General features: G+C 54.1%; 27 protein-coding genes and 1 tRNA gene. 24 read left to right on the plus strand and 4 right to left on the minus strand.

All coding sequences use genetic code 11. The features are described 5' to 3' along the window. The first annotated feature begins 53 nt into the window (after positions 1–53). Positions 54–129 (plus strand) — tRNA-Gly (locus J4613_RS06860). 269 nt (positions 130–398) lie between these two features. On the opposite strand, the gene queG is transcribed toward J4613_RS06860, so the two are convergent. Beyond that, entirely contained in the window at positions 399–1,538 is a 1,140-nt protein-coding gene (gene queG / locus J4613_RS06865; RefSeq protein WP_023137590.1) for a tRNA epoxyqueuosine(34) reductase QueG, read from the minus strand. Between queG and nnr the strand changes: the two genes are divergently transcribed. From nnr to J4613_RS06975, 22 genes are all read left to right on the plus strand, one after another. After that, positions 1,537–3,084, plus strand: coding sequence for a bifunctional ADP-dependent NAD(P)H-hydrate dehydratase/NAD(P)H-hydrate epimerase (nnr, locus tag J4613_RS06870; protein ID WP_000968675.1), 1,548 nt, complete (start codon positions 1,537–1,539; stop codon positions 3,082–3,084). The genes queG and nnr overlap by 2 nt on opposite strands. After that, positions 3,056–3,517, plus strand: coding sequence for a tRNA (adenosine(37)-N6)-threonylcarbamoyltransferase complex ATPase subunit type 1 TsaE (gene tsaE, locus J4613_RS06875; RefSeq protein ID WP_000981984.1), 462 nt, complete (start codon positions 3,056–3,058; stop codon positions 3,515–3,517). The genes nnr and tsaE overlap by 29 nt, the downstream gene beginning before the upstream one ends. A gap of 16 nt (positions 3,518–3,533) precedes the next feature. Continuing rightward, positions 3,534–4,856 carry an N-acetylmuramoyl-L-alanine amidase AmiB gene (gene amiB / locus J4613_RS06880; RefSeq protein ID WP_000640354.1) on the plus strand — a complete coding sequence of 441 codons (1,323 nt, stop codon included), beginning with the start codon at positions 3,534–3,536 and terminating at the stop codon, positions 4,854–4,856. Positions 4,857–4,865: 9 nt separating this feature from the next. Further along, entirely contained in the window at positions 4,866–6,722 is a 1,857-nt protein-coding gene (gene mutL, locus J4613_RS06885) for a DNA mismatch repair endonuclease MutL (RefSeq protein WP_001122550.1), read from the plus strand. Continuing rightward, positions 6,715–7,665 carry a tRNA (adenosine(37)-N6)-dimethylallyltransferase MiaA gene (gene miaA / locus J4613_RS06890; protein ID WP_001000737.1) on the plus strand — a complete coding sequence of 317 codons (951 nt, stop codon included), beginning with the start codon at positions 6,715–6,717 and terminating at the stop codon, positions 7,663–7,665. The genes mutL and miaA overlap by 8 nt, the downstream gene beginning before the upstream one ends. 82 nt (positions 7,666–7,747) lie before the next feature. Continuing rightward, positions 7,748–8,056, plus strand: coding sequence for an RNA chaperone Hfq (gene hfq, locus J4613_RS06895; RefSeq protein ID WP_001051875.1), 309 nt, complete (start codon positions 7,748–7,750; stop codon positions 8,054–8,056). A 71-nt stretch (positions 8,057–8,127) separates the two neighbouring features. After that, positions 8,128–9,408 (plus strand): ribosome rescue GTPase HflX, encoded by a 1,281-nt coding sequence (gene hflX / locus J4613_RS06900; protein ID WP_000460338.1) that lies wholly within the window; start codon positions 8,128–8,130, stop codon positions 9,406–9,408. A 214-nt stretch (positions 9,409–9,622) separates the two neighbouring features. Beyond that, the gene (hflK, locus tag J4613_RS06905; RefSeq protein WP_000312505.1) at positions 9,623–10,882 is read left to right on the plus strand and encodes an FtsH protease activity modulator HflK; all 1,260 of its coding nucleotides are present in this window, start codon (positions 9,623–9,625) and stop codon (positions 10,880–10,882) included. Between the two features lie 2 nt (positions 10,883–10,884). Continuing rightward, positions 10,885–11,889, plus strand: coding sequence for a protease modulator HflC (gene hflC, locus J4613_RS06910; protein ID WP_001232418.1), 1,005 nt, complete (start codon positions 10,885–10,887; stop codon positions 11,887–11,889). A gap of 78 nt (positions 11,890–11,967) precedes the next feature. After that, positions 11,968–12,165 carry a DUF2065 family protein gene (locus J4613_RS06915; protein ID WP_001089290.1) on the plus strand — a complete coding sequence of 66 codons (198 nt, stop codon included), beginning with the start codon at positions 11,968–11,970 and terminating at the stop codon, positions 12,163–12,165. Positions 12,166–12,267: 102 nt separating this feature from the next. Further along, positions 12,268–13,566 carry an adenylosuccinate synthase gene (gene purA / locus J4613_RS06920; protein ID WP_000527960.1) on the plus strand — a complete coding sequence of 433 codons (1,299 nt, stop codon included), beginning with the start codon at positions 12,268–12,270 and terminating at the stop codon, positions 13,564–13,566. 207 nt (positions 13,567–13,773) lie between these two features. Continuing rightward, positions 13,774–14,199 (plus strand): nitric oxide-sensing transcriptional repressor NsrR, encoded by a 426-nt coding sequence (gene nsrR / locus J4613_RS06925; RefSeq protein ID WP_001177632.1) that lies wholly within the window; start codon positions 13,774–13,776, stop codon positions 14,197–14,199. 37 nt (positions 14,200–14,236) lie between these two features. Beyond that, on the plus strand, positions 14,237–16,675 hold the full coding sequence (gene rnr / locus J4613_RS06930) for a ribonuclease R (RefSeq protein ID WP_000076357.1): 2,439 nt from the start codon (positions 14,237–14,239) through the stop codon (positions 16,673–16,675). 90 nt (positions 16,676–16,765) lie between these two features. Further along, positions 16,766–17,497 (plus strand): 23S rRNA (guanosine(2251)-2'-O)-methyltransferase RlmB, encoded by a 732-nt coding sequence (gene rlmB, locus J4613_RS06935; RefSeq protein ID WP_001293274.1) that lies wholly within the window; start codon positions 16,766–16,768, stop codon positions 17,495–17,497. Between the two features lie 131 nt (positions 17,498–17,628). Next, complete coding sequence (locus J4613_RS06940; RefSeq protein WP_000312604.1) at positions 17,629–18,033, plus strand: YjfI family protein; 405 nt, start codon at positions 17,629–17,631, stop codon at positions 18,031–18,033. 14 nt (positions 18,034–18,047) lie between these two features. After that, positions 18,048–18,746 carry a PspA/IM30 family protein gene (locus J4613_RS06945; RefSeq protein WP_000511981.1) on the plus strand — a complete coding sequence of 233 codons (699 nt, stop codon included), beginning with the start codon at positions 18,048–18,050 and terminating at the stop codon, positions 18,744–18,746. Next, the gene (locus J4613_RS06950; RefSeq protein ID WP_079802107.1) at positions 18,746–19,816 is read left to right on the plus strand and encodes an ion channel; all 1,071 of its coding nucleotides are present in this window, start codon (positions 18,746–18,748) and stop codon (positions 19,814–19,816) included. The genes J4613_RS06945 and J4613_RS06950 overlap by 1 nt, the downstream gene beginning before the upstream one ends. Beyond that, positions 19,789–20,472, plus strand: a complete 684-nt coding sequence (locus tag J4613_RS06955) for a YjfK family protein (RefSeq protein WP_000090290.1) — start codon at positions 19,789–19,791, stop codon at positions 20,470–20,472. The genes J4613_RS06950 and J4613_RS06955 overlap by 28 nt, the downstream gene beginning before the upstream one ends. A gap of 17 nt (positions 20,473–20,489) precedes the next feature. Beyond that, complete coding sequence (locus J4613_RS06960) at positions 20,490–20,888, plus strand: DUF350 domain-containing protein (RefSeq protein WP_000547737.1); 399 nt, start codon at positions 20,490–20,492, stop codon at positions 20,886–20,888. Positions 20,889–20,897: 9 nt separating this feature from the next. Next, the gene (locus J4613_RS06965; protein WP_111742508.1) at positions 20,898–21,536 is read left to right on the plus strand and encodes a DUF1190 domain-containing protein; all 639 of its coding nucleotides are present in this window, start codon (positions 20,898–20,900) and stop codon (positions 21,534–21,536) included. A gap of 2 nt (positions 21,537–21,538) precedes the next feature. After that, positions 21,539–22,702, plus strand: coding sequence for a glutathionylspermidine synthase family protein (locus tag J4613_RS06970; protein ID WP_000943948.1), 1,164 nt, complete (start codon positions 21,539–21,541; stop codon positions 22,700–22,702). 84 nt (positions 22,703–22,786) lie between these two features. Continuing rightward, positions 22,787–24,409, plus strand: a complete 1,623-nt coding sequence (locus J4613_RS06975; protein ID WP_052935873.1) for an isovaleryl-CoA dehydrogenase — start codon at positions 22,787–22,789, stop codon at positions 24,407–24,409. Positions 24,410–24,453: 44 nt separating this feature from the next. Here the strand turns inward: J4613_RS06975 and yjfN are convergent, their stop codons facing one another. After that, the gene (gene yjfN / locus J4613_RS06980) at positions 24,454–24,729 is read right to left on the minus strand and encodes a DUF1471 family protease activator YjfN (RefSeq protein WP_001518964.1); all 276 of its coding nucleotides are present in this window, start codon (positions 24,727–24,729) and stop codon (positions 24,454–24,456) included. Between the two features lie 130 nt (positions 24,730–24,859). After that, positions 24,860–25,189 (minus strand): biofilm peroxide resistance protein BsmA, encoded by a 330-nt coding sequence (bsmA, locus tag J4613_RS06985; protein WP_052934716.1) that lies wholly within the window; start codon positions 25,187–25,189, stop codon positions 24,860–24,862. 183 nt (positions 25,190–25,372) lie between these two features. On the opposite strand from bsmA, the gene yjfP reads away from it, so the two are divergent. Further along, entirely contained in the window at positions 25,373–26,122 is a 750-nt protein-coding gene (gene yjfP, locus J4613_RS06990; RefSeq protein WP_052934715.1) for an esterase, read from the plus strand. On the opposite strand, the gene ulaR is transcribed toward yjfP, so the two are convergent. After that, positions 26,119–26,874, minus strand: a complete 756-nt coding sequence (gene ulaR, locus J4613_RS06995; RefSeq protein WP_000133618.1) for an HTH-type transcriptional regulator UlaR — start codon at positions 26,872–26,874, stop codon at positions 26,119–26,121. The genes yjfP and ulaR overlap by 4 nt on opposite strands. Between the last annotated feature and the right edge of the window lie 21 nt (positions 26,875–26,895).

The following is a 26,895-nucleotide window of genomic DNA, read 5'->3' on the forward strand; positions in this document are numbered from 1 at the left end:
CTCAGGCGAGTGAAGGCAGCCAACGCAGTAGCGGTTCGAAAGACGAAGATTATGCGGGAATAGCTCAGTTGGTAGAGCACGACCTTGCCAAGGTCGGGGTCGCGAGTTCGAGTCTCGTTTCCCGCTCCAATTCTTATCTACAGTAAAATTATCCACAACGAATATCGCGTTGGGGCACGTTTTGTTCCGCTTTCGTCAGATCCTTGTAAACAGACTTATCCACAGGGCGGCCCATTACTCCTGGAATGCAAAAAATTATACCTGACGCGTAGAATTTCTATAATTTACTGAAAAATATAGAAAAAATAAGATTTCAAAACGTTAGCGTTATTGTCTGTTCCTTTTTTCCCTCTTGAATCGCAATGTGTTTTTATTTTTATACACAGCCTGTGAATAATTCAGGCATCGCGCACCAGCCCTTTTTCAATCACCCTGACCAGACGCTGTTTTTTCGGTAGCTGCACTTCAATGATGCAGGCGTTGCGCTTTTCAATTTGTTGCGCAATCGCCCATTCGATATGCTCATCAAGAAGTGGATGCTCACCCTTGCGGCTTTCCAGCGCCGTAATGACGGCATTACTACACGGCGCATTCCCCAGCGCGACGGCAACATTGCGCAGCCAGCGTAAATGACCAATGCGCCGAATCGCAGAACCTTCAGTGACTTTCAGAAACTGCGCTTCGCTCCAGCTAAACAACTCAACCAAATCTGGGTTATGCAGCGCCTTGCGTGGGCTAAAATCTGCTTCGTCGGTCAACTGAGAGTAACGATTCCACGGACAGATAAGCTGGCAGTCATCGCAGCCGTAAATACGGTTGCCTATCAGTGGGCGAAATGCTTCCGGAATAGCGCCTTCCAGCTCAATGGTGAGATAAGAAATACAGCGCCGCGCGTCCACCGTATACGGTTCGACAATCGCCCCGGTCGGGCAAATGGTCATACAGGCGACGCATTTGCCGCAACCTTCCTCGACCGGCTGGTCGACCGGCAGCGGTAAATCAATCAGCAATTCCCCCAGGAAAAAGAATGAGCCCGCCTCCCGATTAAGGATAAGTGAGTGCTTACCCGTCCAGCCAAGTCCGGCTTTTTCCGCTAATGGGCGTTCAAGAATAGGCGCAGAGTCGACAAACGGTCTAAAATTCAGCGAACCGCAGTACTGCTGGATCTGCTCGCCCAGTTTTTTAAGGCGGCTGCGTAACAGCTTGTGATAATCACGCCCCAGCGCATATCGGCTAACGTAGCCCAGCGTGGGATCCTTCAACGTACTGGCAAACGCGGCGTTGGCGGGCAGATAGTTCATGCGCACGCTGATGACACGTAGCGTACCGGGTAAGAGTTCATGAGGCCGGGCGCGCATCATACCGTGGCGCGCCATCCATGCCATCTCGCCGTGGTATTGTTTGTCCAGCCACGCCTGCAGCGCAGGTTCGGATGCGCGCAGATCGGTATCAGTAATACCGACCTGCTGAAAGCCCAGCTCCAGCCCCCACTGCTTAATATTTTGCGCTAACTGATTGAGATCGAGGGGCTTTGACATGATGGACCATAACATGAAGAAAAACCCTGTAAGTATACCACACTCCATTTGGCCCGCCGATGACATCAAACGGCTGGAACGCGACGCGGCGGATGCCTTCGGACTCACACTCTATGAATTGATGCTGCGCGCTGGCGACGCGGCATTTCGGGTAGCCCGTGACAGTTATCCTGACACCCGACACTGGCTGGTGTTGTGTGGTCATGGCAACAACGGCGGCGATGGTTACGTCGTGGCGCGACTAGCGCAAGCGGCGGGCATTAGCGTAACGTTGCTGGCGCAGGAGAGCGACAAACCGTTGCCTGAAGAAGCGGCGCAGGCGCGCGATGCCTGGCTGAATGCCGGCGGCATCATCCATGCTGCCGATATTATCTGGCCGGAAGCGACGGATCTGATTATCGACGCGCTGCTTGGCACCGGCATAGCCCAGGCACCGCGCGACCCGGTAGCCGGTCTGATTGAACAGGCGAACGCCCATCCTGCGCCGGTTGTCGCCGTCGATATCCCGTCAGGTCTGCTGGCGCAAACGGGCGCCACGCCTGGCGCGGTGATAAGCGCCGCGCATACGGTCACGTTTATCGCCCTGAAACCAGGCCTGCTGACCGGCAAAGCGCGTGACGTTACCGGCATATTGCATTATGACGCGTTGGGACTGGAAGGCTGGCTGGCGAGCCAGACGCCGCCGCTCCGGCGTTTTGACGCGACGCAGTTGGGGCAATGGCTAACGCCGCGTCGACCGACCTCGCATAAGGGCGATCATGGTCGTCTGGCGATTATTGGCGGCGACCAGGGAACAGCGGGCGCAATTCGGATGGCTGGCGAGGCGGCGCTGCGTACGGGGGCTGGGTTGGTCAGAGTACTGACTCGCGGTGAAAACATCGCGCCGTTGCTGACGGCCCGCCCGGAACTGATGGTACATGAACTCACGCCTCAGTCGCTGGAAGAGAGCCTGACCTGGGCTGACGTTGTGGTGATCGGCCCGGGGCTTGGACAGCAGGAATGGGGCAAAAAAGCCTTACAGAAAGTAGAAAACGTCCGTAAACCTATGCTGTGGGATGCGGATGCGTTGAACCTACTGGCAATCAATCCTGATAAACGTCACAATCGCGTGATTACGCCGCATCCGGGAGAGGCTGCCCGCCTGTTAGGATGTTCTGTGGCAGAAATTGAAAGTGATCGCTTACTTTCAGCACAGCGTCTGGTAAAACGGTACGGAGGCGTGGTCGTGTTAAAAGGCGCAGGAACGATTATTGCCGCTGAACACCACCCTCTGGCTATCATTGACGCTGGTAATGCAGGGATGGCGAGCGGCGGGATGGGCGATGTCCTGTCCGGCATCATCGGCGCATTGCTCGGACAGAAGTTTACCCCGTATGATGCGGCATGTGTGGGATGTGTGGCTCACGGCGCGGCGGCGGACTTACTGGCAGCGCGTTATGGCGCTCGCGGCATGTTGGCGACCGATCTTTTTACTACGCTGCGGCGTATTGTTAACCCTGATGTGATTGACGTAAACCATGATGAATCGAGTAATTCCGCTACCTGACGAACAGGCGACGCTAGACCTGGGGCAACGGGTAGCCAACGCCTGTGATGGCGCGACCGTTATTTATCTGTATGGCGATTTAGGTGCCGGTAAAACGACGTTTAGCCGGGGATTTTTACAGGCGTTAGGCCATAACGGTAATGTAAAAAGCCCCACCTATACGCTGGTAGAGCCTTATGCGCTTGATAACATGATGGTATATCACTTCGACTTATACCGTCTTGCGGACCCGGAGGAGCTGGAGTTTATGGGCATTCGCGATTATTTCGCCAACGACGCCATTTGTCTGGTGGAGTGGCCGCAACAAGGTAAAGGCGTTCTCCCCGACCCGGACGTCGAAATCCATATTGATTACCAGGCGCAGGGGCGTGAGGCTCGCGTAAGCGCGGTATCCTCATCGGGTCATTCGTTACTGGCGCGTTTAGCCGATTAGCTATAAAGGTGGCGGGATGATTTATCGCATCAAAAATGCCGTAATAGCAGCCTTAATCCTGCTGTGCGCGCAGGCGGGCGCCGCCAGTCTCTCTGATATTCAGGTGTCCAACGGCGAGCAGCAGGCGCGCATTACGCTGAGTTTTATCGGCGAGCCGGAATATGCTTACTCACAGGACGGTAAACGTACCGTGGCGCTGGATATCAGGCAGACCGGCGTGATTCAGGGGCTGCCGCTTCAGTTTAGCGGTAACAATCTGGTGAAAACGATCCGTGCCGGAACGCCGAAAGATGCGCAATCTTTACGGTTGCTTGTCGATCTGACGGAAAATGGTAAAACCGAGGCGGTGAAGCGGCAAAACGGCGGCAACTATACGGTCATTTTCACCATTAATGCCGATGTTCCGCCGCCACCACCACCGCCTGTCGTCGCGAAACGGGTTGAAAGCGCGCCCCGCCCGACGGAGCCTGCCCGTAATCCGTTTAAATCTTCTGATGATCGCCTGACCGGCGTAACCAGCAGCAATACCGTTACGCGGCCTGCGGCGCGCGCGTCAGCAGGCGCTGGCGATAAAGTGGTGATTGCTATTGATGCCGGGCATGGAGGTCAGGACCCCGGCGCAATAGGTCCGGGCGGTACGCGCGAGAAAAATGTCACCATCGCCATCGCGCGTAAGTTACGCACATTACTGAATAACGATCCGATGTTTAAAGGCGTGCTGACGCGTGACGGCGACTATTTTATTTCGGTGATGGGGCGGTCTGACGTGGCGCGTAAGCAAAACGCCAACTTCCTTGTCTCTATTCATGCGGATGCCGCGCCAAATCGCGACGCCACCGGCGCCTCCGTCTGGGTATTGTCCAATCGTCGCGCGAACAGCGAAATGGCAAACTGGCTTGAGCAGCATGAGAAGCAATCCGAACTGTTAGGCGGCGCTGGCGATGTGCTGGCGAACAGTCAGTCAGACCCTTACCTGAGCCAGGCGGTACTGGATTTGCAATTCGGTCATTCGCAGCGGGTAGGGTATGATGTGGCGACGAACGTACTAAGCCAACTCGACGGCGTGGGGTCGCTGCATAAACGTCGCCCGGAACACGCGAGCCTGGGCGTGTTGCGTTCGCCGGATATCCCGTCCATTTTGGTGGAGACGGGCTTTATCAGTAATCACGGCGAAGAGCGATTGCTGGCGAGCGACCGCTATCAGCAGCAGATTGCTGACGCTATATACCGGGGGTTGCGTAAGTACTTTGCAGCGCATCCGATCCAGTCTGCGCCGCAGGGCGGCCCAGGCCAGACGGCCAGTACCAACCAGCCTGGCGCCATAACCGCCGCGAATTAAGGAGATTTCATGCCGATTCAGGTTTTGCCGCCGCAGCTTGCGAACCAAATCGCCGCTGGCGAAGTGGTGGAACGCCCTGCGTCGGTTGTTAAAGAGCTGGTAGAGAATAGTCTGGATGCAGGCGCCACCCGCGTTGATATCGATATCGAGCGTGGCGGCGCGAAGCTTATTCGTATTCGTGACAATGGCTGCGGCATTAAAAAAGAGGAGCTGGCGCTGGCGCTGGCCCGTCATGCCACCAGTAAAATCGCCTCGCTTGACGATCTGGAAGCGATTATCAGTCTGGGATTTCGCGGCGAAGCGCTGGCCAGTATCAGTTCGGTCTCGCGTTTGACGCTAACGTCGCGCACGGCGGAGCAGGCGGAAGCCTGGCAGGCGTATGCGGAAGGGCGCGACATGGACGTGACGGTAAAACCCGCCGCGCACCCGGTCGGCACCACCCTGGAAGTTCTGGATCTCTTTTATAATACGCCCGCCCGGCGCAAATTCATGCGTACCGAAAAAACGGAATTTAATCACATCGATGAGATCATCCGTCGTATTGCATTGGCCCGTTTTGACGTCACGCTTAACCTGTCGCACAACGGCAAATTGGTACGGCAGTATCGCGCTGTCGCAAAGGACGGGCAAAAAGAGCGCCGGTTAGGCGCCATCTGCGGCACGCCGTTTCTCGAACAGGCACTGGCGATCGAGTGGCAGCATGGCGATCTGACCCTGCGCGGCTGGGTCGCCGATCCGAATCACACCACCACGGCGTTAACGGAGATCCAGTACTGCTATGTGAATGGCCGCATGATGCGCGACCGCTTGATCAACCATGCCATTCGCCAGGCCTGTGAAGATAAACTGGGCGCGGACCAACAGCCTGCGTTTGTGCTGTATCTGGAGATTGACCCGCATCAGGTGGATGTCAATGTTCATCCCGCCAAGCACGAAGTGCGTTTTCATCAATCCCGGCTGGTGCACGACTTCATCTATCAAGGGGTGCTGAGCGTCCTGCAACAGCAGACGGAAACGACGCTGCCGTTGGAGGAGATTGCGCCAGCGCCGCGGCATGTCCCGGAAAACCGTATCGCCGCCGGGCGCAACCATTTTGCTGTACCCGCCGAGCCAACTGCGGCGCGCGAGCCCGCGACACCGCGTTATTCCGGCGGCGCATCGGGCGGCAACGGCGGGCGTCAGTCCGCGGGTGGTTGGCCGCACGCTCAGCCAGGTTATCAGAAGCAGCAGGGCGAGGTTTATCGCGCGCTTTTACAGACGCCGGCGACGAGCCCCGCGCCGGAGCCGGTTGCGCCTGCGCTTGACGGACATAGCCAGAGTTTTGGTCGCGTACTGACGATAGTCGGCGGTGACTGTGCGTTGCTGGAACACGCGGGGACTATCCAGCTCTTGTCGCTGCCGGTTGCGGAGCGTTGGCTGCGTCAGGCGCAGCTTACACCGGGTCAAAGTCCGGTTTGCGCGCAGCCGTTGCTGATTCCGCTGCGTTTAAAAGTGAGCGCCGATGAAAAAGCCGCGCTGCAAAAAGCCCAATCTTTGTTGGGAGAATTGGGTATTGAATTTCAGTCAGATGCGCAGCATGTGACCATTCGGGCAGTGCCTTTACCCTTACGACAACAAAATTTACAAATCTTGATTCCTGAACTGATAGGCTACCTGGCGCAACAGACCACATTTGCAACGGTCAATATTGCACAATGGATAGCGCGTAATGTGCAGAGCGAACATCCGCAGTGGTCGATGGCGCAGGCCATATCGCTGCTGGCGGATGTTGAGCGGCTATGTCCGCAGCTGGTAAAAGCGCCGCCGGGTGGCCTGTTACAACCTGTTGATTTACATTCGGCGATGAACGCCCTGAAGCATGAATGATGTAAGCAAGGCGAGCCTGCCTAAGGCGATATTTTTGATGGGGCCGACGGCCTCCGGCAAAACGGCGCTGGCGATAGAACTGCGTAAAGTTTTGCCAGTAGAGTTGATAAGCGTTGATTCCGCCCTCATTTATCGGGGAATGGATATTGGCACGGCTAAGCCGAATGCCGATGAGCTGAAAGCGGCGCCGCATCGACTGCTGGATATACGCGACCCGTCGCAGGCGTATTCGGCGGCGGATTTTCGCCGCGACGCGTTAGAGCAAATGGCGGAGATCACCGCTGCGGGGCGTATCCCGCTGTTAGTGGGCGGTACCATGCTGTATTTTAAGGCATTGCTGGAAGGGTTATCGCCGCTGCCTTCAGCAGATCCGGAAGTCAGATCCCGGATAGAGCAGCAAGCAGCGGAGCTTGGATGGGAGGCGTTGCATCAGCAACTTCAGGAGATAGATCCGGTTGCCGCCGCGCGAATTCATCCAAATGATCCGCAAAGACTTTCCCGGGCACTGGAAGTTTTTTTCATTTCGGGTAAAACTTTAACGGAGCTAACGCAAACGTCAGGAGACGCGCTACCGTACCAGGTGCATCAGTTCGCTATCGCCCCGGCGAGCCGTGAACTGCTCCATCAGCGCATTGAACTGCGTTTTCATCAGATGTTGGCTTCAGGTTTTGAAGCAGAAGTCCGGGCGCTTTTTGCCCGAGGAGATTTGCATACGGACTTGCCTTCCATCCGTTGTGTGGGATACCGCCAGATGTGGTCATACATTGAGGGCGAAATCTCATATGATGAAATGGTTTATAGAGGTGTTTGCGCCACGAGACAGTTGGCGAAGCGCCAGATGACCTGGTTGCGCGGTTGGGAAGGGGTGCGCTGGCTTGACAGTGAGAATCCCGATCGGGCGCGAAAAGAAGTATTACAGGTTGTTGGTGCTATCGCAGACTGAATGTGTACAATTGAGACGTATCGTGCGCAATTTTTCAGAATCGAAAGGTTCAAAGTACAAATAAGCATATAAGGAAAAGAGAATGGCTAAGGGGCAATCTTTACAAGATCCGTTCCTGAACGCATTGCGTCGGGAACGTGTTCCAGTTTCTATTTATTTGGTGAATGGTATTAAGCTGCAAGGTCAAATCGAGTCCTTTGATCAGTTCGTGATCCTGTTGAAAAACACGGTCAGCCAGATGGTTTATAAGCACGCGATTTCTACTGTTGTCCCGTCTCGCCCGGTTTCCCATCACAGCAACAATGCCGGTGGCGGCGCCAGCAATAACTACCATCACGGTAGCAACGCGCAGGGTTCTACTGCGCAACAGGACAGCGAAGAGACTGAATAAGTTCACGCGCTGTTTATCCATGTCGGGGGCGTCGGATAATCGCCCCCGCTGGTTATTAAGAGGGTTTACGCTTGTTTGACCGTTATGATGCCGGTGAGCAGGCGGTACTGGTACACATCTATTTTTCGCAAGACAAAGATATGGAAGACCTCCAGGAGTTTGAATCTCTGGTCTCTTCCGCCGGTGTCGAAGCAATGCAGGTGATTACCGGTAGCCGTAAAGCACCGCACCCGAAGTACTTTGTAGGTGAAGGTAAGGCAGTTGAAATTGCGGAAGCCGTGAAAGCGACTGGCGCAGCGGTCGTATTGTTTGATCATGCATTGAGTCCAGCCCAGGAGCGAAACCTGGAGCGTTTGTGCGAGTGCCGGGTTATCGATCGCACCGGTCTTATCTTAGATATTTTTGCCCAACGTGCGCGTACCCATGAAGGTAAGTTGCAGGTTGAGCTGGCGCAGCTACGCCATCTGGCTACGCGTCTGGTGCGTGGCTGGACCCACCTTGAACGTCAGAAAGGCGGGATTGGTTTGCGCGGTCCGGGTGAAACCCAGCTCGAAACCGACCGTCGTTTACTGCGTAATCGCATTGTGCAGATTCAGTCGCGCCTGGAGAAAGTTGAGAAGCAACGTGAGCAGGGGCGGCAGTCGCGCATCAAGGCCGACGTTCCGACGGTATCGCTGGTGGGCTATACCAACGCCGGAAAATCCACCCTTTTTAATCAGATCACTGAAGCGCGGGTCTATGCGGCAGATCAGCTATTTGCGACGCTGGACCCCACGTTACGTCGTATTGATGTAGCGGATGTCGGTGAAACCGTTCTGGCGGATACGGTAGGCTTTATCCGCCATTTACCGCACGATCTGGTGGCTGCCTTTAAAGCTACCCTGCAGGAGACGCGTCAGGCGACGCTGCTGCTGCATGTGGTCGATGCGGCGGATGTTCGTGTGCAGGAAAACATCGAGGCGGTAAACACCGTTCTCGAAGAGATTGACGCTCACGAAATCCCCACCTTAATGGTGATGAACAAAATCGATATGCTGGACGACTTTGAACCGCGTATCGACAGAGATGAAGAGAATAAACCCATCCGCGTTTGGCTTTCAGCGCAAAGCGGCGTGGGGATACCACAGCTTTTTCAGGCTTTGACGGAGCGTCTTTCCGGCGAGGTGGCGCAGCATACGCTGCGTTTGCCGCCGCAGGAAGGGCGTCTGAGAAGCCGGTTTTATCAGCTTCAGGCAATAGAAAAAGAGTGGATGGAGGAAGACGGTAGCGTCAGTCTGCAGGTACGAATGCCGATTGTCGACTGGCGTCGCCTCTGTAAACAAGAACCGGCGTTGATCGAATACGTGATCTAGACGCGAAGTCATTCAGGTCGTATTGAGGCGGTAGCTGAGAGAATCTCAGGGGCTCACAACGAAGTGACCTGGGGTAAAAAAGCCGCCACTCAAGACGCAGCCTGAAAGATGATGTCTGTAACGGCGGTTCGTCTGAAGCATGGAGTAATTTCGCCTTATCCTCTGAGGTCGAAAGACAACGGGGATCACCGCATAACAAATATGGAGCACAAACATGGCGTGGAATCAGCCCGGTAATAACGGACAGGACCGCGACCCGTGGGGAAGCAGCAAACCTGGCAGCAACTCTGGGGGAAATGGAAACAAAGGTGGCCGCGATCAGGGACCTCCCGATCTGGATGATATCTTCCGTAAGCTGAGTAAAAAACTCGGTGGTTTTGGGGGCGGTAAAGGCACCGGTTCCGGCGGCGGTAGCTCATCGCAAGGCCCGCGTCCGCAACTGGGAGGCCGTATTGTCGCCATCGCCGCGGCGGCAGTAGTCATTATCTGGGCGGCCAGCGGTTTTTATACCATTAAAGAAGCCGAGCGTGGCGTTGTGACGCGTTTTGGTAAATTCAGCCATCTGGTAGAGCCAGGTCTGAACTGGAAGCCGACATTTATTGACGACGTCACGCCGGTGAACGTCGAAGCGGTGCGCGAACTGGCGGCGTCAGGCGTGATGCTGACGTCTGATGAAAACGTCGTGCGCGTTGAAATGAACGTGCAATACCGCGTCACCGATCCGCAGAAATATCTGTTTAGCGTGACCAGCCCGGACGATAGCCTGCGTCAGGCCACTGACAGCGCGCTGCGTGGCGTCATTGGTAAATACACGATGGATCGCATCCTGACCGAAGGCCGTACCGTTATTCGTAGCGATACCCAACGCGAGCTGGAAGAGACTATCAAACCGTACAACATGGGGATTACCCTGCTGGACGTGAACTTCCAGGCTGCGCGCCCGCCGGAAGAGGTGAAAGCCGCCTTTGACGACGCGATTGCCGCACGTGAAAACGAGCAGCAGTACATTCGTGAAGCGGAAGCGTATACCAACGAAGTTCAGCCGCGCGCCAACGGTCAGGCGCAGCGTATTCTGGAAGAGGCACGCGCCTATAAAACCCAGACTATCCTGGAAGCGCAGGGTGAAGTCGCCCGGTTTGCGAAGATTTTGCCGGAATATAAAGCCGCGCCGCAGATTACGCGCGAGCGTCTGTATATTGAAACGATGGAAAAAGTGCTGAGCCATACCCGTAAAGTACTGGTTAACGACAAGAGCGGTAATTTAATGGTGCTGCCGTTAGATCAGATGCTGAAAGGCGGGAATGCGCCGGCGGCAAAGAGCGACAATAGCGCCAGCAACCTGCTGCGCCTGCCGCCGTCCACAAAGTCTAACGCCAGCGGAGCAAGCAACACGTCGTCCTCAAATCAGGGCGATATTATGGACCAACGCCGCGCGAATGCGCAGCGTAACGACTACCAGCGTCAGGGGGAATAACGATGCGTAAGTCAGTTATTGCGATTATCATCATCGTGCTGGTAGTGCTCTACATGTCCGTCTTTGTGGTCAAAGAGGGCGAGCGCGGCATTACGCTGCGTTTTGGTAAAGTTCTGCGTGACGATGAGAACAAACCGCTGGTTTACGCGCCGGGTCTGCACTTTAAGATCCCGTTTATTGAATCAGTGAAAATGCTTGATGCGCGTATCCAGACGATGGATAACCAGGCCGATCGCTTTGTGACTAAAGAGAAGAAAGACCTGATTGTCGACTCCTACATCAAATGGCGTATCAGCGACTTTAGCCGTTACTATCTGGCGACCGGCGGCGGCGATATTTCGCAAGCCGAAGTGCTGTTAAAACGTAAGTTCTCGGACCGTTTGCGTTCTGAGATTGGTCGCCTGGACGTAAAAGACATCGTGACCGATTCTCGTGGTCGTCTGACTCTGGAGGTGCGCGACGCGCTGAACTCCGGTTCAGCCGGTACCGATGATGAAGTAGCGACCCCGGCGGCGGATGATGCGATTGCCGAAGCGGCGGAACGCGTCACGGCGGAAACCAAAGGTAAAGTACCGGTCATCAACCCGAACAGTATGGCGGCGTTGGGTATCGAAGTGGTCGATGTGCGTATTAAGCAAATCAACCTGCCGACCGAGGTTTCTGAGGCGATTTACAACCGTATGCGCGCCGAGCGTGAAGCGGTCGCGCGTCGTCATCGTTCACAAGGTCAGGAAGAAGCGGAAAAACTGCGTGCGGCTGCTGACTATGAGGTGACGAAAACTCTGGCGGAAGCCGAGCGTCAGGGGCGTATCATGCGTGGTGAAGGTGATGCTGAAGCCGCGAAGCTGTTTGCCGACGCGTTCAGCCAGGACCCTGATTTCTACGCGTTCATTCGTAGTCTGCGCGCTTACGAGAAGAGCTTCGAAAGTAATCAGGACGTGATGGTACTGAGCCCGGACAGCGATTTCTTCCGCTACATGAAGACACCGAGTTCGACGACACGCTAAAATAGCGTCAGCGGTTTTAGACCAGCAAAACCACCGCATCCAAAGGATGCCGGTGGTTTTCTTTTATAAGGGCGATAAATGAATTCAACAATCTGGTTGGCGCTTGCTCTGGTATTAGTCCTCGAAGGGCTGGGACCGATGCTGTATCCCGGCGCATGGAAAAAAATGGTTTCGGCACTGGCGCAACTGCCGGAAAATGTTTTACGTCGTTTTGGCGGCGGACTTGTGGTCGCGGGAGTTGTGGTCTACTACATGTTGAGGAAAACGATTGGCTGAACAAAAAGTGGTCGGATTTGCCGCAGATTGAGTGCAAAAAGTGCTGTATATCTGAAAAAGCGATGGTAGAATCCATTTTTAAGCAAACGGTGATTTTGAAAAATGGGTAACAACGTCGTCGTACTGGGCACCCAATGGGGTGACGAAGGTAAAGGAAAGATCGTCGATCTTCTGACTGAACGGGCTAAATATGTTGTACGCTACCAGGGCGGTCACAACGCAGGCCATACTCTCGTAATCAACGGTGAAAAAACCGTTCTCCATCTTATTCCATCAGGTATTCTTCGCGAGAATGTAACCAGCATCATCGGTAACGGTGTTGTGCTGTCTCCAGCCGCGCTGATGAAAGAGATGAAAGAACTGGAAGACCGTGGCATCCCCGTTCGTGAGCGTCTGCTGCTGTCTGAAGCCTGTCCGCTGATCCTTGATTATCACGTTGCGCTGGATAACGCGCGTGAGAAAGCGCGTGGCGCGAAAGCGATCGGCACCACCGGTCGTGGAATCGGGCCTGCTTATGAAGATAAAGTGGCACGTCGCGGTCTGCGTGTTGGTGACCTTTTCGACAAAGAAACCTTCGCTGAAAAACTGAAAGAAGTGATGGAATATCACAACTTCCAGTTGGTTAACTACTACAAAGCTGAAGCGGTTGATTACCAGAAAGTTCTGGATGATACGATGGCTGTTGCCGACATCCTGACTTCTATGGTTGTTGACGTTTCGGACCTGCTCGACCAGGCGCGTCAGCGTGGCGATTTCGTCATGTTTGAAGGTGCGCAGGGTACCCTGCTGGATATCGACCACGGTACTTATCCGTACGTAACTTCTTCTAACACCACAGCAGGTGGCGTGGCGACCGGTTCCGGCCTGGGCCCGCGTTATGTTGATTACGTTCTGGGTATCCTCAAAGCTTACTCCACTCGTGTAGGTGCAGGTCCGTTCCCGACCGAACTGTTTGATGAAACCGGCGAGTTCCTCTGCAAGCAGGGTAACGAATACGGCGCCACTACCGGCCGTCGTCGTCGTACCGGCTGGCTGGACACCGTTGCCGTTCGTCGTGCGGTACAGCTGAACTCCCTGTCTGGCTTCTGCCTGACCAAACTGGACGTGCTGGATGGCCTGAAAGAGGTGAAACTCTGCGTGGCTTACCGTATGCCGGATGGTCGCGAAGTGACTACCACTCCGCTGGCAGCTGACGACTGGAAAGGTGTAGAGCCGATTTACGAAACCATGCCGGGCTGGTCTGAATCCACCTTCGGCGTGAAAGATCGTAGCGGTCTGCCGCAGGCGGCACTGAACTACATCAAGCGTATTGAAGAACTGACCGGCGTGCCGATTGATATTATTTCTACCGGCCCCGATCGTACTGAGACGATGATTCTGCGCGACCCGTTCGACGCGTAAATCTGGTACGCCTGGCAGATATTTTGCTTGCCGGGCTAACAGTGTGATACATTGCTGTGTCGGGTAAGCCATTACGCTATCCGACACAGTGTTAAATCCTCGCTTTTTTCCTTCCCCGAACTGAAATAAATTAGCGACACAGCTTGTGGCTGGTTTATCATCAATACAGATAAGTTATATCCCGTTTTCCCTTTTCCTGAGGTTGATGTGCAGTTAACGAGTTTCACCGATTACGGCTTACGTGCGCTAATCTATATGGCGTCGTTACCAGATGGACGAATGACCAGCATTTCTGAGGTGACAGAAGTCTACGGCGTGTCCCGTAATCATATGGTCAAAATTATCAATCAGCTTAGCCGGGCGGGCTTTGTCACCGCCGTTCGGGGAAAAAATGGCGGTATCCGCCTGGGTAAACCGGCTAATACTATTTGTATTGGCGATGTGGTGCGTGAGCTGGAACCCTTATCACTGGTCAACTGTAGCAGCGAATTTTGCCACATCACCCCTGCCTGTCGTCTGAAACAGGCGCTTTCTAAGGCCGTGCAGAGTTTTCTCAAGGAGCTGGATAACTACACGCTTGCCGATTTGGTTGAAGAGAATCAACCGCTTTATAAATTATTACTGGTGGAGTGAAGTAAACTTCATTAGAGATGACAATGGAGGAACCTCAATGTCACAAGATCCTTTCCAGGAACGCGAAGCAGAAAAATACGCGAATCCTATCCCGAGCCGGGAATTTATCCTCGAACATTTAACGAAACGTGAAAAACCGGCCAGTCGCGAAGAACTGGCCGTAGAACTGAATATTGAAGGCGAAGAGCAGCTTGAAGCCTTGCGTCGCCGCCTGCGCGCGATGGAGCGCGACGGACAACTGGTCTTTACCCGCCGCCAGTGCTATGCGCTGCCGGAACGCCTCGACCTGCTGAAAGGCACCGTGATCGGTCATCGTGATGGTTACGGTTTCTTACGTGTCGAAGGCCGCAAAGACGATCTGTATCTTTCCAGCGAGCAGATGAAAACCTGTATTCATGGCGATCAGGTGCTGGCGCAGCCGCTGGGCGCCGATCGTAAAGGTCGCCGCGAAGCGCGTATCGTCCGTGTACTGGTACCGAAAACCAGTCAGATAGTCGGGCGTTATTTCACCGATGCGGGCGTCGGCTTTGTAGTGCCGGACGACAGCCGTCTCAGCTTCGACATTCTTATCCCGCCAGAAGACGTCATGGGCGCGCGGATGGGGTTCGTGGTCGTGGTTGAACTGACCCAACGTCCAACTCGCCGTACTAAAGCGGTAGGGAAAATCGTCGAAGTGCTGGGCGACAATATGGGCACCGGTATGGCGGTTGATATGGCGCTGCGTACCCATGAAATACCTTACATCTGGCCGCAGGCGGTAGAGCAGCAGGTCGCCGGGCTGAAAGAAGAGGTGCCGGAAGAGGCGAAAGTCGGTCGTGTCGATCTGCGCGATTTGCCGCTGGTCACTATTGATGGCGAAGATGCCCGTGACTTTGACGACGCGGTTTACTGTGAGAAAAAACGCGGCGGCGGCTGGCGTTTGTGGGTCGCTATTGCTGACGTGAGCTATTATGTACGGCCGCCAACGCCGCTGGATCGCGAGGCGCGCAATCGCGGCACGTCGGTTTACTTCCCGTCACAGGTTGTCCCAATGTTGCCGGAGGTGCTCTCCAACGGTCTGTGTTCGCTAAACCCGCAGGTTGACAGGCTGTGTATGGTCTGTGAAATGACCATCTCGGCGAAAGGTCGGCTGACCGGCTACAAATTCTATGAAGCGGTGATGAGCTCCCATGCGCGTCTGACCTATACCAAAGTCTGGCATATGCTGCAGGGCGATCAGGATCTGCGTGAACAATATGCGCCGCTGGTGAAGCATATTGAAGAGCTGCACAACCTCTACAAAGTGCTGGATAAAGCGCGTGAAGAGCGCGGGGGGATCTCGTTTGAGAGCGAAGAGGCGAAGTTTATCTTTAACGCCGAACGTCGCATTGAGCGTATCGAACAGACCCAGCGTAATGACGCGCATAAGCTTATCGAAGAGTGCATGATCATGGCGAATATCTCGGCGGCGCGCTTTGTCGAAAAAGCTAAAGAGCCGGCGCTATTCCGTATTCATGATAAGCCCACCACCGAAGCGATCACCTCATTCCGCTCCGTACTGGCGGAGCTGGGGTTGGAGCTGCCGGGCGGAAATAAACCGGAACCGCGCGATTATGCCGAACTGCTTGAATCGATTGCCGACCGGCCGGACGCCGAAATGCTGCAAACTATGCTGCTGCGTTCAATGAAGCAGGCGATTTACGATCCGGAAAACCGCGGGCACTTTGGGCTGGCGTTGCAGTCTTATGCGCACTTTACCTCGCCGATTCGCCGCTATCCGGATCTTTCTTTGCACCGCGCCATTAAGTACCTGCTGGCTAAAGAGCAAGGGAACAAGGGCAACACCACAGAAACGGGCGGTTATCACTACTCGATGGAAGAGATGTTGCAGCTCGGCCAGCACTGTTCGATGGCGGAACGCCGCGCTGATGAAGCGACGCGTGATGTCTCCGACTGGCTGAAATGTGACTTTATGCTGGATCAGGTAGGCAACGTCTTTAAGGGCGTGATTGCCAGCGTCACCGGTTTCGGCTTCTTTGTCCGTCTTGATGAACTGTTTATCGATGGGCTGGTACACGTTTCCTCACTGGATAATGATTACTATCGCTTCGATCAGGTAGGGCAACGTCTGATTGGCGAATCCGGCGGACAGACATATCGCCTGGGCGACCGGGTCGAGGTACGCGTCGAAGCGGTGAATATGGACGAACGGAAAATTGACTTTAGCCTGATCTCCAGCGAGCGCGCACCGCGTAACGTCGGCAAAACGGCGCGTGAAAAAGCGAAAAAAGGTGAAAGTAAAAACGCCGGTAAACGTCGTCAGGTAGGTAAAAAAGTTAACTTCGAGCCTGATAGCGCCTTCCGCGGCGAGAAAAAAGCGAAGCCGAAAGCAGCGAAAAAAGACGCGAGAAAAGCAAAAAAGCCATCGGCTAAAACGCAGAAAATAGCCGCAGCGACCAAAGCGAAGCGTGCGGCTAAGAAAAAAGCGGCAGAGTGAGCAATACCCTCTTCAAACAGAAGAGGGTGAATTATCTGTAGGCCGGGCAAGCGTAGCGCCCCCGGCAAAACGTAAACAATGAGTACATTAATGAGCGAAATGATTTACGGCATCCACGCAGTGCAGGCCCTGCTGGAGCGCGCCCCTGAACGTTTTCAGGAAGTCTTTATTTTAAAAGGCCGTGAAGATAAACGTCTGTTGCCGCTGATTCACGCCCTTGAGTCCCAGGGCGTGGTTATCCAGCTGGCAAACCGCCAATATCTCGACGAGAAAAGCGACGGTGCCGTGCATCAGGGCATTATCGCTCGTGTGAAACCAGGCCGGCAGTATCAGGAAAACGATCTGCCGGATCTGATCGCATTACACGATCGCCCTTTTTTGTTGATCCTCGATGGCGTCACCGATCCGCATAATCTTGGCGCCTGTCTGCGCAGCGCCGATGCTGCAGGCGTACATGCGGTAATCGTGCCGAAAGACCGCTCCGCGCAACTTAACGCGACGGCGAAGAAAGTCGCCTGCGGCGCAGCGGAAAGCGTGCCGTTGATCCGCGTCACCAACCTGGCGCGCACGATGCGCATGTTGCAGGAAGAGAATATCTGGATTGTCGGGACGGCGGGCGAGGCTGACCATACGCTGTATCAGAGCAAAATGCCTGGCCGCATGGCGCTGGTCATGGGCGCAGAAGGTGAAGGTATGCGTCGTCTGACCCGTGAGCACTGCGATGAGCTGATCAGCATTCCTATGGCCGGTAGCGTGTCGTCGCTGAATGTCTCTGTGGCGACCGGGATTTGTCTGTTTGAAGCCGTTCGCCAGCGCACCTGATGCTGATAGTATTTTTTAAGAAAAAACCATCCATAATCGGATGGTTTTTTTTTATCTTTGACTGGTAATATAAAAAGCAAAACCTACCCTGTAATTTCTTTTATTTATAAAAATGAGATAGAGATAAAAATATGGCATGGACTCCACGGACGCTGGCGGATGCATTAAACAACATCGCCGAATTAGATATTGATATAGAAAATAATGAATCTTCATTAATAATAAAAATGAATGATTATGGCGATTTACCACTGGCGGTTTTATTTACCTCGCAACAAATAGTTATCGAGACTTATATCTGTCCGGTAAATACGATTAGAGATACCGCGGAATTTAATCTTTTCTTACTGAGAAATCAGAAGGTTTTACCGCTGTCTTCGGTCGGTATTACCCAGGTAAAACAGGAGGAATATTATGTCGCTTTTGGCGCGCTGTCGTTAAATTCGTCGCTTGCCGACGTGATGCTGGAAATCACCACGCTTGTAGAAAATGCGTTGGATATCGCTGAAATAACACAAGTCTATTCACAGGAATAATACAGGCGGCTTACATGGGAATTTTAAAAAGTTTGTTCACGTTAGGTAAATCATTCGTTGCTCAGGCAGAGGAAGCCATTGATGAAGCACAGGGTGTACGTATGCTGGAGCAGCATATTCGCGACGCAAAAGCCGAGCTGGATAAAGCGGGTAAATCCAGAGTGGATTTATTGGCGCGGGTGAAGCTAAGCCATGACAAGCTGAATGATTTACGTGAGCGTAAAGCCAGCCTTGAAACACGGGCGTTGGCGGCAATGAGTAAGAATGTCGACGCCGCTTTACTCAACGAAGTGGCGGAAGAAATAGCCCGTCTGGAAAATGCCATTCTTGCCGAAGAACAGGTGCTGACTAATCTGGAAGCCTCTCGCGATGCGGTGGAGAAGGCCGTAACGGCGACAGGCCAGCGGATTGCGCAGTTTGAGCAGCAACTTGAAGTGGTTAAGGCGACAGAAGCCATGCAGCGCGCGCAGCAGGCGGTGACGACCTCGACCGTCGGAGCCGCGTCGAATGTGTCTACGGCGGCGGAGTCGCTTAAACGTTTACAAACGCGTCAGGCTGAACGCCAGGCCCGGCTGGATGCCGCCGCGCAGCTGGAAAAAGTCGCCGATGGACGCGACCTGGATGAAAAACTGGCGCAGGCGGGTATTGGCGCAACCAATAAAAGCAATGCTCAGGATGTGTTGGCGCGTTTACAGCGTCAACAAGGCGAATAATGCTCTTTACGTGGATTGTCAAAACCTGCCAGCGTCATTTGTCCAGACTGACCTGGCCCGCTTTGCTGGGCCTGTTTATCGGGCAGTATCTGCTTTGTTATCTGGTGCTGCGCCTGTTGCGCGAAAGCGCGTTGGTGAGCCAGTTAAGCGATTTTATCTATTACTGCTCGGTGGTGGGTTCCACATTAGGTTTTGGCGATCTTAGCCCGCAGACGGCGCCAGGACGTCTGTTCACCGCGCTGTGGCAAATTCCGGTTAGCGTCGGGTTGTTCGGCGCGTTAATGGGAAAAGTGATTGCGCAGGTACAGGGAATGTTAGCGAAAGGAATAACGGGCATGGGCGATTATCGCCATTTACACCATCATATGCTGGTGATTGGCTGGCGGGGTCATCAAACCGAAAAGATGATCTCATTGCTGCTATATGACAAGCGGCGTGCCTTTGAACGGGTTCTGCTGTGCGAACTGGAAGATATTCAGCATCCGCTGCCGGGTAATAACTGGGTGGATTTTATCCGCATCAGCAACTTTAACGATCCGCAGGAACACCAGCGCATGGGGCTGGAGCAGTGCCAGAGCGTGATTATTTTCGCTCGTACCGATGAGCAGACCTTCACGGCGGCGCTCTCGCTGGCAGACTATGTACCCGCGCAGTGCCATATTGTGGTTTATCTGGAAGACGAGCGTTATGCCGGATTACTGGAAACCCACTGCTCGCGCATGGAGATAGTCCGTAACCTTTCCGCTGAACAACTTTCCCGTTCCATTCAGGACCCAGGATCATCGCAATCTGTCGCTTCCATTATGAATCCGATGCTGGGCGATACCGGATTCGCGCTGCCTGTCCCGGCTTCTGTCGCGCCTATGCGATACGGCGCGCTAATGCGTTATATGAAGCTTCATCATGACGCGACGGTGCTGGGGATCAGTCACTGCAAGAATGGTCGTGGTATGGAATTGAATCCGGTGATTTCAACTGAAGTCAGAGGCGGTATGTGGCTACATCTGGTCGGTAATAATCGCATTCTGGCTGAAGAGGTCGCATGGCAAGAGATAGAGGTTCCCCTATGATGCAATTTTTTCAGCGTTTGCTCGGTAAAACAAGCGCGCCAGCGCCGATTCGCGGACCATTAGGATTACATCTTAACGCCGGTTTCACGCTGGATACGCTGGCATTCCGGCTACTGGAGTCGTCGTTGCTGGTGGCGCTACCAGGTGAAAAATACACTGTCGCGGCAGCGAGTCGCATAGATTTAGGCGGCGGCAGTCAGATTTTTCGCTACTACACCTCTGGCGATGAGTTTCTACAAATTAACACCACTGGCGGCACGGATGTTGACGACATTGATGACATCAAACTTTTTGTATATGAGGAAAGTTTCGGTATTAACGAGGAACGTCACTGGCGTTCAGCCATTGCGCCAGCGGCAATAGGGCCGATGACGCTCAACTGGCAAGAACGGCGCTGGCAGCGTTTTTTTAACCATGAAGAGCCGGGCAATATTGAACCTGTCTACATGCTGGAAAAGGTTGAAAATCAGCAGGCAGAGAAATGGGACGTTCACAATTTTACGATGGGCTTCCAGCGCCAGGTGACGGATGACGCCTGGGAGTATCTTCTATTGAACGGGGAAGAATCATTTAACGAGCGCGGTGAGCCTGAATGGGTGTTTTCACGCGCCCTTGGCGTGGATATCCCGCTCACTTCACTGACGGTTATTGGTTAAGCACATACAGGGAAATTATGCATATACTGGACGCATTACTGGCTTTCTGCGCCTATTTTTTTATTGGCGCGGCAATGGTCATTGTATTTCTTTTTATTTACTCAAAGATAACGCCGCATAATGAATGGCAGCTGATAAAAAATAACAATACTGCGGCATCGCTGGCCTTTAGCGGTACGTTGCTGGGCTATGTCATCCCCTTATCCAGCGCGGCGATAAACTCGGTCAGTATCCCGGACTATTTTGCCTGGGGCGGCATTGCGCTGGTGATTCAACTGCTGATTTATGGTTGCGTAAGGTTATACATGCCTACGCTGAGCGAAAAAATTATTCATCACAACGTGGCGGCGGGGCTATTTATGGGAACCGCAGCGCTGGCTGGCGGTATTTTTAACGCTGCCTGTATGACATGGTAACGGAAGATCATGGCAAAAAAACGAAAATCCAGAAGCACATCCGGCGTAGGCCATTCGGCAATAAGACGAATAGCTGAACCGGTCAATCCCTTTGAGCGGCAACGAAATCGCTACACGCCAAAATGCCTGACGCTGGCGATTATGGGTGGAGCGGCCTTTTTTCTCCTGAAAGGGTGCGGTGATGGCGGCAATACTGACAACGACGGCGATGGGACGTTTTACGCCACGGTGAACGACTGTATTGACGATGGCAATAGCGCCAGCGTTTGCGCTGACGGCTGGAATAATGCGAAAACAGAATTTTACGCTAATGTGCCTAAGCAATTGACGCAGGAGCGCTGTCAGACGCAGTTTGGCGATTGCTACTTTGATATTACCGAGCGGAGCTGGGTTCCGGTATTAAGCGGCTTTTTACTCAGCCGCGCGATTCGTCAGAACCGTGATGAACAATACATCTATAGCAGCGGCGGTTCATCTTATGTCTCCCGTCCCGTCTGGCGCACCACATCCGGCGACTATGCGTGGCGCAGCGGCACAGGGAAAAGCGATACCGCGACCAGCCCTAGTTATATCACACGGAAAGCGTCCACCGTCTCCCGCGGCGGCTATGGCCGTTCTTCCAGCGCCCGCGGACACTGGGGAGGCTAACCATGCTACGACATAACGTACCGGTACGCCGGGATCTGGATAAGATCGCCTGCGATCACGGTTTTGACTTTCATGTTATCGATAACGAAATTTACTGGGATGAAAGCCGGGCCTACCGTTTTACATTACGGCAAATTGAAGAACAGATCGAAAAACCGACCGCAGAGCTTCATCAGATGTGTCTGGAGGTTGTCGAGCGGGCCGTCCGGGATGAGCAGATCATGCAGCAGCTGGCGATCCCGCCATTGTACTGGGATGTCATCGCCGAAAGTTGGCGCAGCCGCGATCCTTCGCTTTACGGGCGGATGGATTTCGTCTGGTGCGGCAAAGATCCGGTTAAATTGCTGGAATACAATGCGGATACGCCGACGTCGCTCTATGAGTCCTCCTACTTTCAATGGCTATGGCTGGAGGATGCCCGTCGTAGCGGCGCCATCCCGCGTGATGCCGATCAATACAACGCGATACAGGAGCGGCTGATCGCCCGCTTCAGCGAGCTGTACAGTCGGGAACCGCTCTACTTTTGCTGTTGTGAAGATACCGACGAAGATCGCACGACGGTGCTGTACCTTCAGGATTGCGCGCAGCAGGCGGGGCAGGAAACGCGATTTATCTATATTGAAGAACTGGGGCTTGGCGTAGGCGGCGTGCTGACCGATCTGGACGATAACGTGATTCGCCGCGCCTTTAAGCTCTACCCGCTGGAGTGGATGATGCGCGACGACAACGGCCCGCTGTTGCGAAAACGTCGTGAGCAATGGATTGAGCCATTGTGGAAAAGTATTCTGAGTAACAAAGGGCTGTTGCCGTTATTGTGGCGCTTTTTCCCTGGCCATCCGAATCTGCTGCCGGCCTGGTTTGAGGGCGAAAAATCGCTCGCAGCGCCAGGTGAAAGCAGCGTGCGGAAGCCGATTTATTCACGTGAAGGCGGCAACGTCACGATTTTCGACGAGCGGCAAAATGTTATCGATCATGCCGACGGCGACTACGCTGACGAGCCGATGATTTACCAGGCGTTTCAGCCTTTGCCGCGCTTTGGCGATAGCTATACGCTGATTGGCAGTTGGATCATTGACGATGAAGCCTCCGGGATGGGGATTCGCGAGGACAATACGCTAATTACCAAAGACACTTCCCGTTTCGTCCCACATTATATTGCCGGTTAATCATACTTTTGTGATCTTGCTCCGGCGTCAATGGCGCAGTCATGACCATACTTGACTTCAGCGCCATTGAAGGAGGGAGACACCATGTCCTGGCAAACACATACCGTTTTTAATCAACCAGCTCCGCTCAATAACAGTAACTTATTCCTGTCTGATGGCGCGCTGTGTGAAGCGGTTTCCCGGGAAGGCGCGGGATGGGATAGCGATCTTCTCGCCAGCATTGGCCAACAACTGGGAACGGCGGAATCACTGGAACTGGGGCGTCTGGCGAACGCGCATCCTCCTGAGTTGCTACGTTACGATCCCCAGGGACAGCGTCTGGATGACGTTCGCTTTCATCCCGCCTGGCACCTGTTGATGCAGGGGCTTTGCGCTAATCGGGTACATAACCTGGCCTGGGAGGAGGAGGCAAGGGCGGGAAGTTTTGTCGCCCGGGCGGCGCGTTTTGTATTACATGCTCAGGTAGAAGCGGGAACACTCTGTCCTGTCACGATGACCTTTGCCGCGACACCGTTGCTATTGCAGATGCTTCCCGCCACTTTCCATGACTGGCTGGTGCCGCTGCGCAGCGATCGCTACGATTCGCATTTGCTGCCGGGCGGGCAAAAGCGGGGTCTGCTCATCGGCATGGGAATGACGGAAAAGCAGGGCGGATCTGACGTACTCAGTAATACGACCCACGCGGAGCGGCTGGCGGATGATTCATATCGGCTGGTGGGACATAAATGGTTTTTCTCTGTGCCGCAAAGCGATGCGCACCTCGTGTTGGCGCAGGCAAAAGGAGGACTATCCTGTTTCTTTGTGCCGCGTTTCCTGCCAGACGGGCAACGGAACTCTGTTCGTCTTGAACGCCTGAAAGATAAACTCGGTAATCGATCTAATGCCAGCGCCGAAGTCGAGTTTCAGGATGCCGTCGGCTGGCGGCTGGGAGAAGAGGGCGAAGGGATTCGGCATATCTTAAAGATGGGCGGTATGACGCGTCTTGACTGCGCGCTCGGGAGTCATGGCTTAATGCGGCGCGCATTTTCAGTCGCCATTTACCATGCTCATCAGCGTCAGGCTTTTGGTAAGCCGCTGATCGATCAACCGTTGATGCGACAAACCTTAAGTCGTATGGCGCTATGCCTGGAGGGGCAGACGGCGCTTTTGTTTCGGCTGGCGCGCGCCTGGGAGCAACGTCGCGAGGCGAAAGAGGCATTATGGGCGCGATTATTCACGCCAGCGGCGAAATTCGCCATCTGTAAGCAGGGAATCCCTTTTGTGGCTGAGGCGATGGAGGTTCTCGGCGGGATGGGGTATTGCGAAGAGAGCGAACTCCCGCGCCTGTACCGTGAAATGCCGGTGAACAGTATCTGGGAAGGTTCCGGCAATATCATGTGTCTGGATGTACTTCGGGTGCTGACAACACAACACGGCGCCTATGACGTATTGAGTGAAGCTTTTGCGGAAGTCAAAGGTCAGGATCGCCATTACGACCGCGCGGTACGCCAGCTACAGCAACGTTTACGCAAACCGGACGAAGCAATGGGCAGAGAGATTACGCAGCAGCTTTTCTTGCTGGGATGCGGAGCGGAAATGCTGCGTCATGCCTCGCCGCCGCTGGCGCAAGCGTGGTGTCAGATGATGCTGGATACACGCGGCGAAATGCCGCTGCCTGCCCAGGTGCAAAATGATTTACTGTTAAGGGCGACCGGGGGACTGCGGTAACGTTTGGCCTGTAGTACATGCCATCCGGCGCGAGCCACGCGGCATCAGGCATAGAGTATCGCCTGTACGCGCCAGTTATCCGACTGTTGTTCTTCATACATTTGAATAATTCTGTACCAGGACGCACCCTGTTCATCGGCTTTGAGGGCGATAATCCGCTCCACATCCTGTGGGTTTCCTGCAACATTACTGACCGAGATCAGGCCGATTTCATTCAGACCCGTTACGCAGTCAGCACTGGCGAATTCGGCAGACTGTGCCGTCGTACTCACCAGTCCGGCAGAAAGCAGCAGTGAGGATAAGGCAAGTTCTTGTTTCATCGTCAGCTCCTTATTACATACCCCGCATTTAACAGGACGCTCCATCACGGTAAACCTGTTTGTTTATTGTGCACAGGTAAACGCATAGGGGCGCAAAGCAATGTAAAACTGACTAAAAATCAATCTACTGTTATTGACGATACAAAATGGCTTGTGAATACCACTGGCCGGTTACAACCGTTTCATCAACCATTAAGATAACGTAATAATCGGCTTTCGCAGCGACGGCTTTCGCTCTGATTTCATCTATTGCATCATCCGGGGAGCCCCGAACCAGCGCGCTTACGGTCCCCATCCGCTGTAGTCCTTGCGTTTGATCGCGACGGATTTCCTGCGGGTGATCGGCGACAGGCGGCGCAGATTGCGGCGTACCCTGCAGCACGCTACACGCGCTTAATAACAGCGCTGCTATCAATGAAGCAAACCGACGCATAACTCTATCTCGTTTCCTGATAATCATAGTGTAATGCCTTATTGATTTCCCTTTAGGGGGAATGTTCCCGAAGTGTTACCTGTCACGCGATTTTCGAATGAAAACGTTGCGAAAGCGTAACCCAGTTCTCAAACATTATGAATTATTGCGCTATCCATAAACTTGCGTTAAGTATTTCTCCGTGGCATACCGGATAAAAAGGAGAGAATAATGATAGCGATTGAAACACGACAATTAGCCGGAGGCGTCGTACTACATGCCTTCCCGGAAGGGAAACGCGCCGTGCCGCTTCCCTGTGTGGTGTTCTATCATGGCTTCACCTCCTCCAGCCTGGTTTATAGTTATTTTGCCGTTGCCCTGGCACAGGCAGGATTCCGGGTAGTCATGCCGGATGCGCCGGAGCATGGCGCTCGCTTCGGCGGCGACTCACAGGGACGAATACACCGATTCTGGCAGATTCTGCACCAAAACATGCAGGAATTTACGACGTTACGTGCGGCGATTCAGGCGGAAAACTGGCTACTTGACGGGCGGTTGGCGGTGGGCGGCGCATCCATGGGCGGTATGACGGCGCTGGGCATTATGACGCGTCACCGAGAGGTAAAATGCGGGGCCAGTTTAATGGGGTCGGGCTATTTTACCGGGCTCGCCCGGACGCTTTTCCCGCCGTTATCCCCGCAGAACCCGGCACAGCAGGCGGAATTCGACAGTATCATTGCGCCGCTACGTGAATGGGAAGTCACACACCAGTTAGAGCGACTGGCCGACAGGCCGCTTCTGTTGTGGCATGGTCAGGAGGATGACGTGGTGCCTGCTATCGAAACCTTCCGGCTCCAGCAGGCACTCGCCGCGGCGAAGCTGGATAAGCATGTGACCTGTTTATGGGCCGCAGGCGTGCGGCATCGCATTACGCCAGAAGCGTTGTCGGCGACGGGAGCGTTTTTCCGACAGCATCTTTAAACGCGGAGTATGCTTACACCCTGGGCTTCAAGCTGTTGCAAAACCTGCGGATTGGCATTTTTGCCGGTAATCAGCATAGCGATCTGATCGGCGCGGCTGAACAGCATTCCCGCGCGCTCGCCAATTTTACTGCTATCGACCAGCGCGACCAGTTTCCCGACGACGCTGAGCATTTTTTGTTCCGCCATGGCGGTTAGCATATCGGTCTTGTACAGGCCATCCGCAGTTAAGCCCTTTCCGCTGGTAAACATCCAGTGGCCAGCATAGAGACTGTTTTCACTTCCCTGCGGGCTCAGGGTAATCGACTGGCTTTTGTTGTACTGACCCCCCATGATAATCACGCTGTCATGCTCTTGATCGATCAGATAATTCGCCAGCGGCAGATAGTTGGTAATGATCTGTACCGGCTTCCCGCACATTTCGCGCCCCAGCAGGAAAGCGGTGGAGCCGCAGTTAATCACTACGCTTTCACCCGGGTTTACCAGCTGCGACGCCGCTTTCGCGATGCGTACTTTTTCATCGTGGTTTTGCGCCTGGTGCAGATTCATCGGCGTCCAGCGGGGCCGCTGTTGGGTTATGGCCTCTGCGCCGTTGCGCACTTTTTTAAGTTTCCCGCTTTCGTCTAGCTTGTTGATGTCGCGGCGCGCTGTCGCCGGGGAGATCCCCAGACGCTCAATCACGTTTTCGACGGTAACAAAGCCCAACTGTGCCAGCATATCCAGCAGTATTTGATGTCTTTGTGCTTCAGTCATGAGCTATTCCGATACAAATTG

This window comes from Salmonella sp. 32020114201800008SM, from assembly GCF_017572025.1.
GTDB classification, from domain to species: domain Bacteria; phylum Pseudomonadota; class Gammaproteobacteria; order Enterobacterales; family Enterobacteriaceae; genus Salmonella; species Salmonella enterica.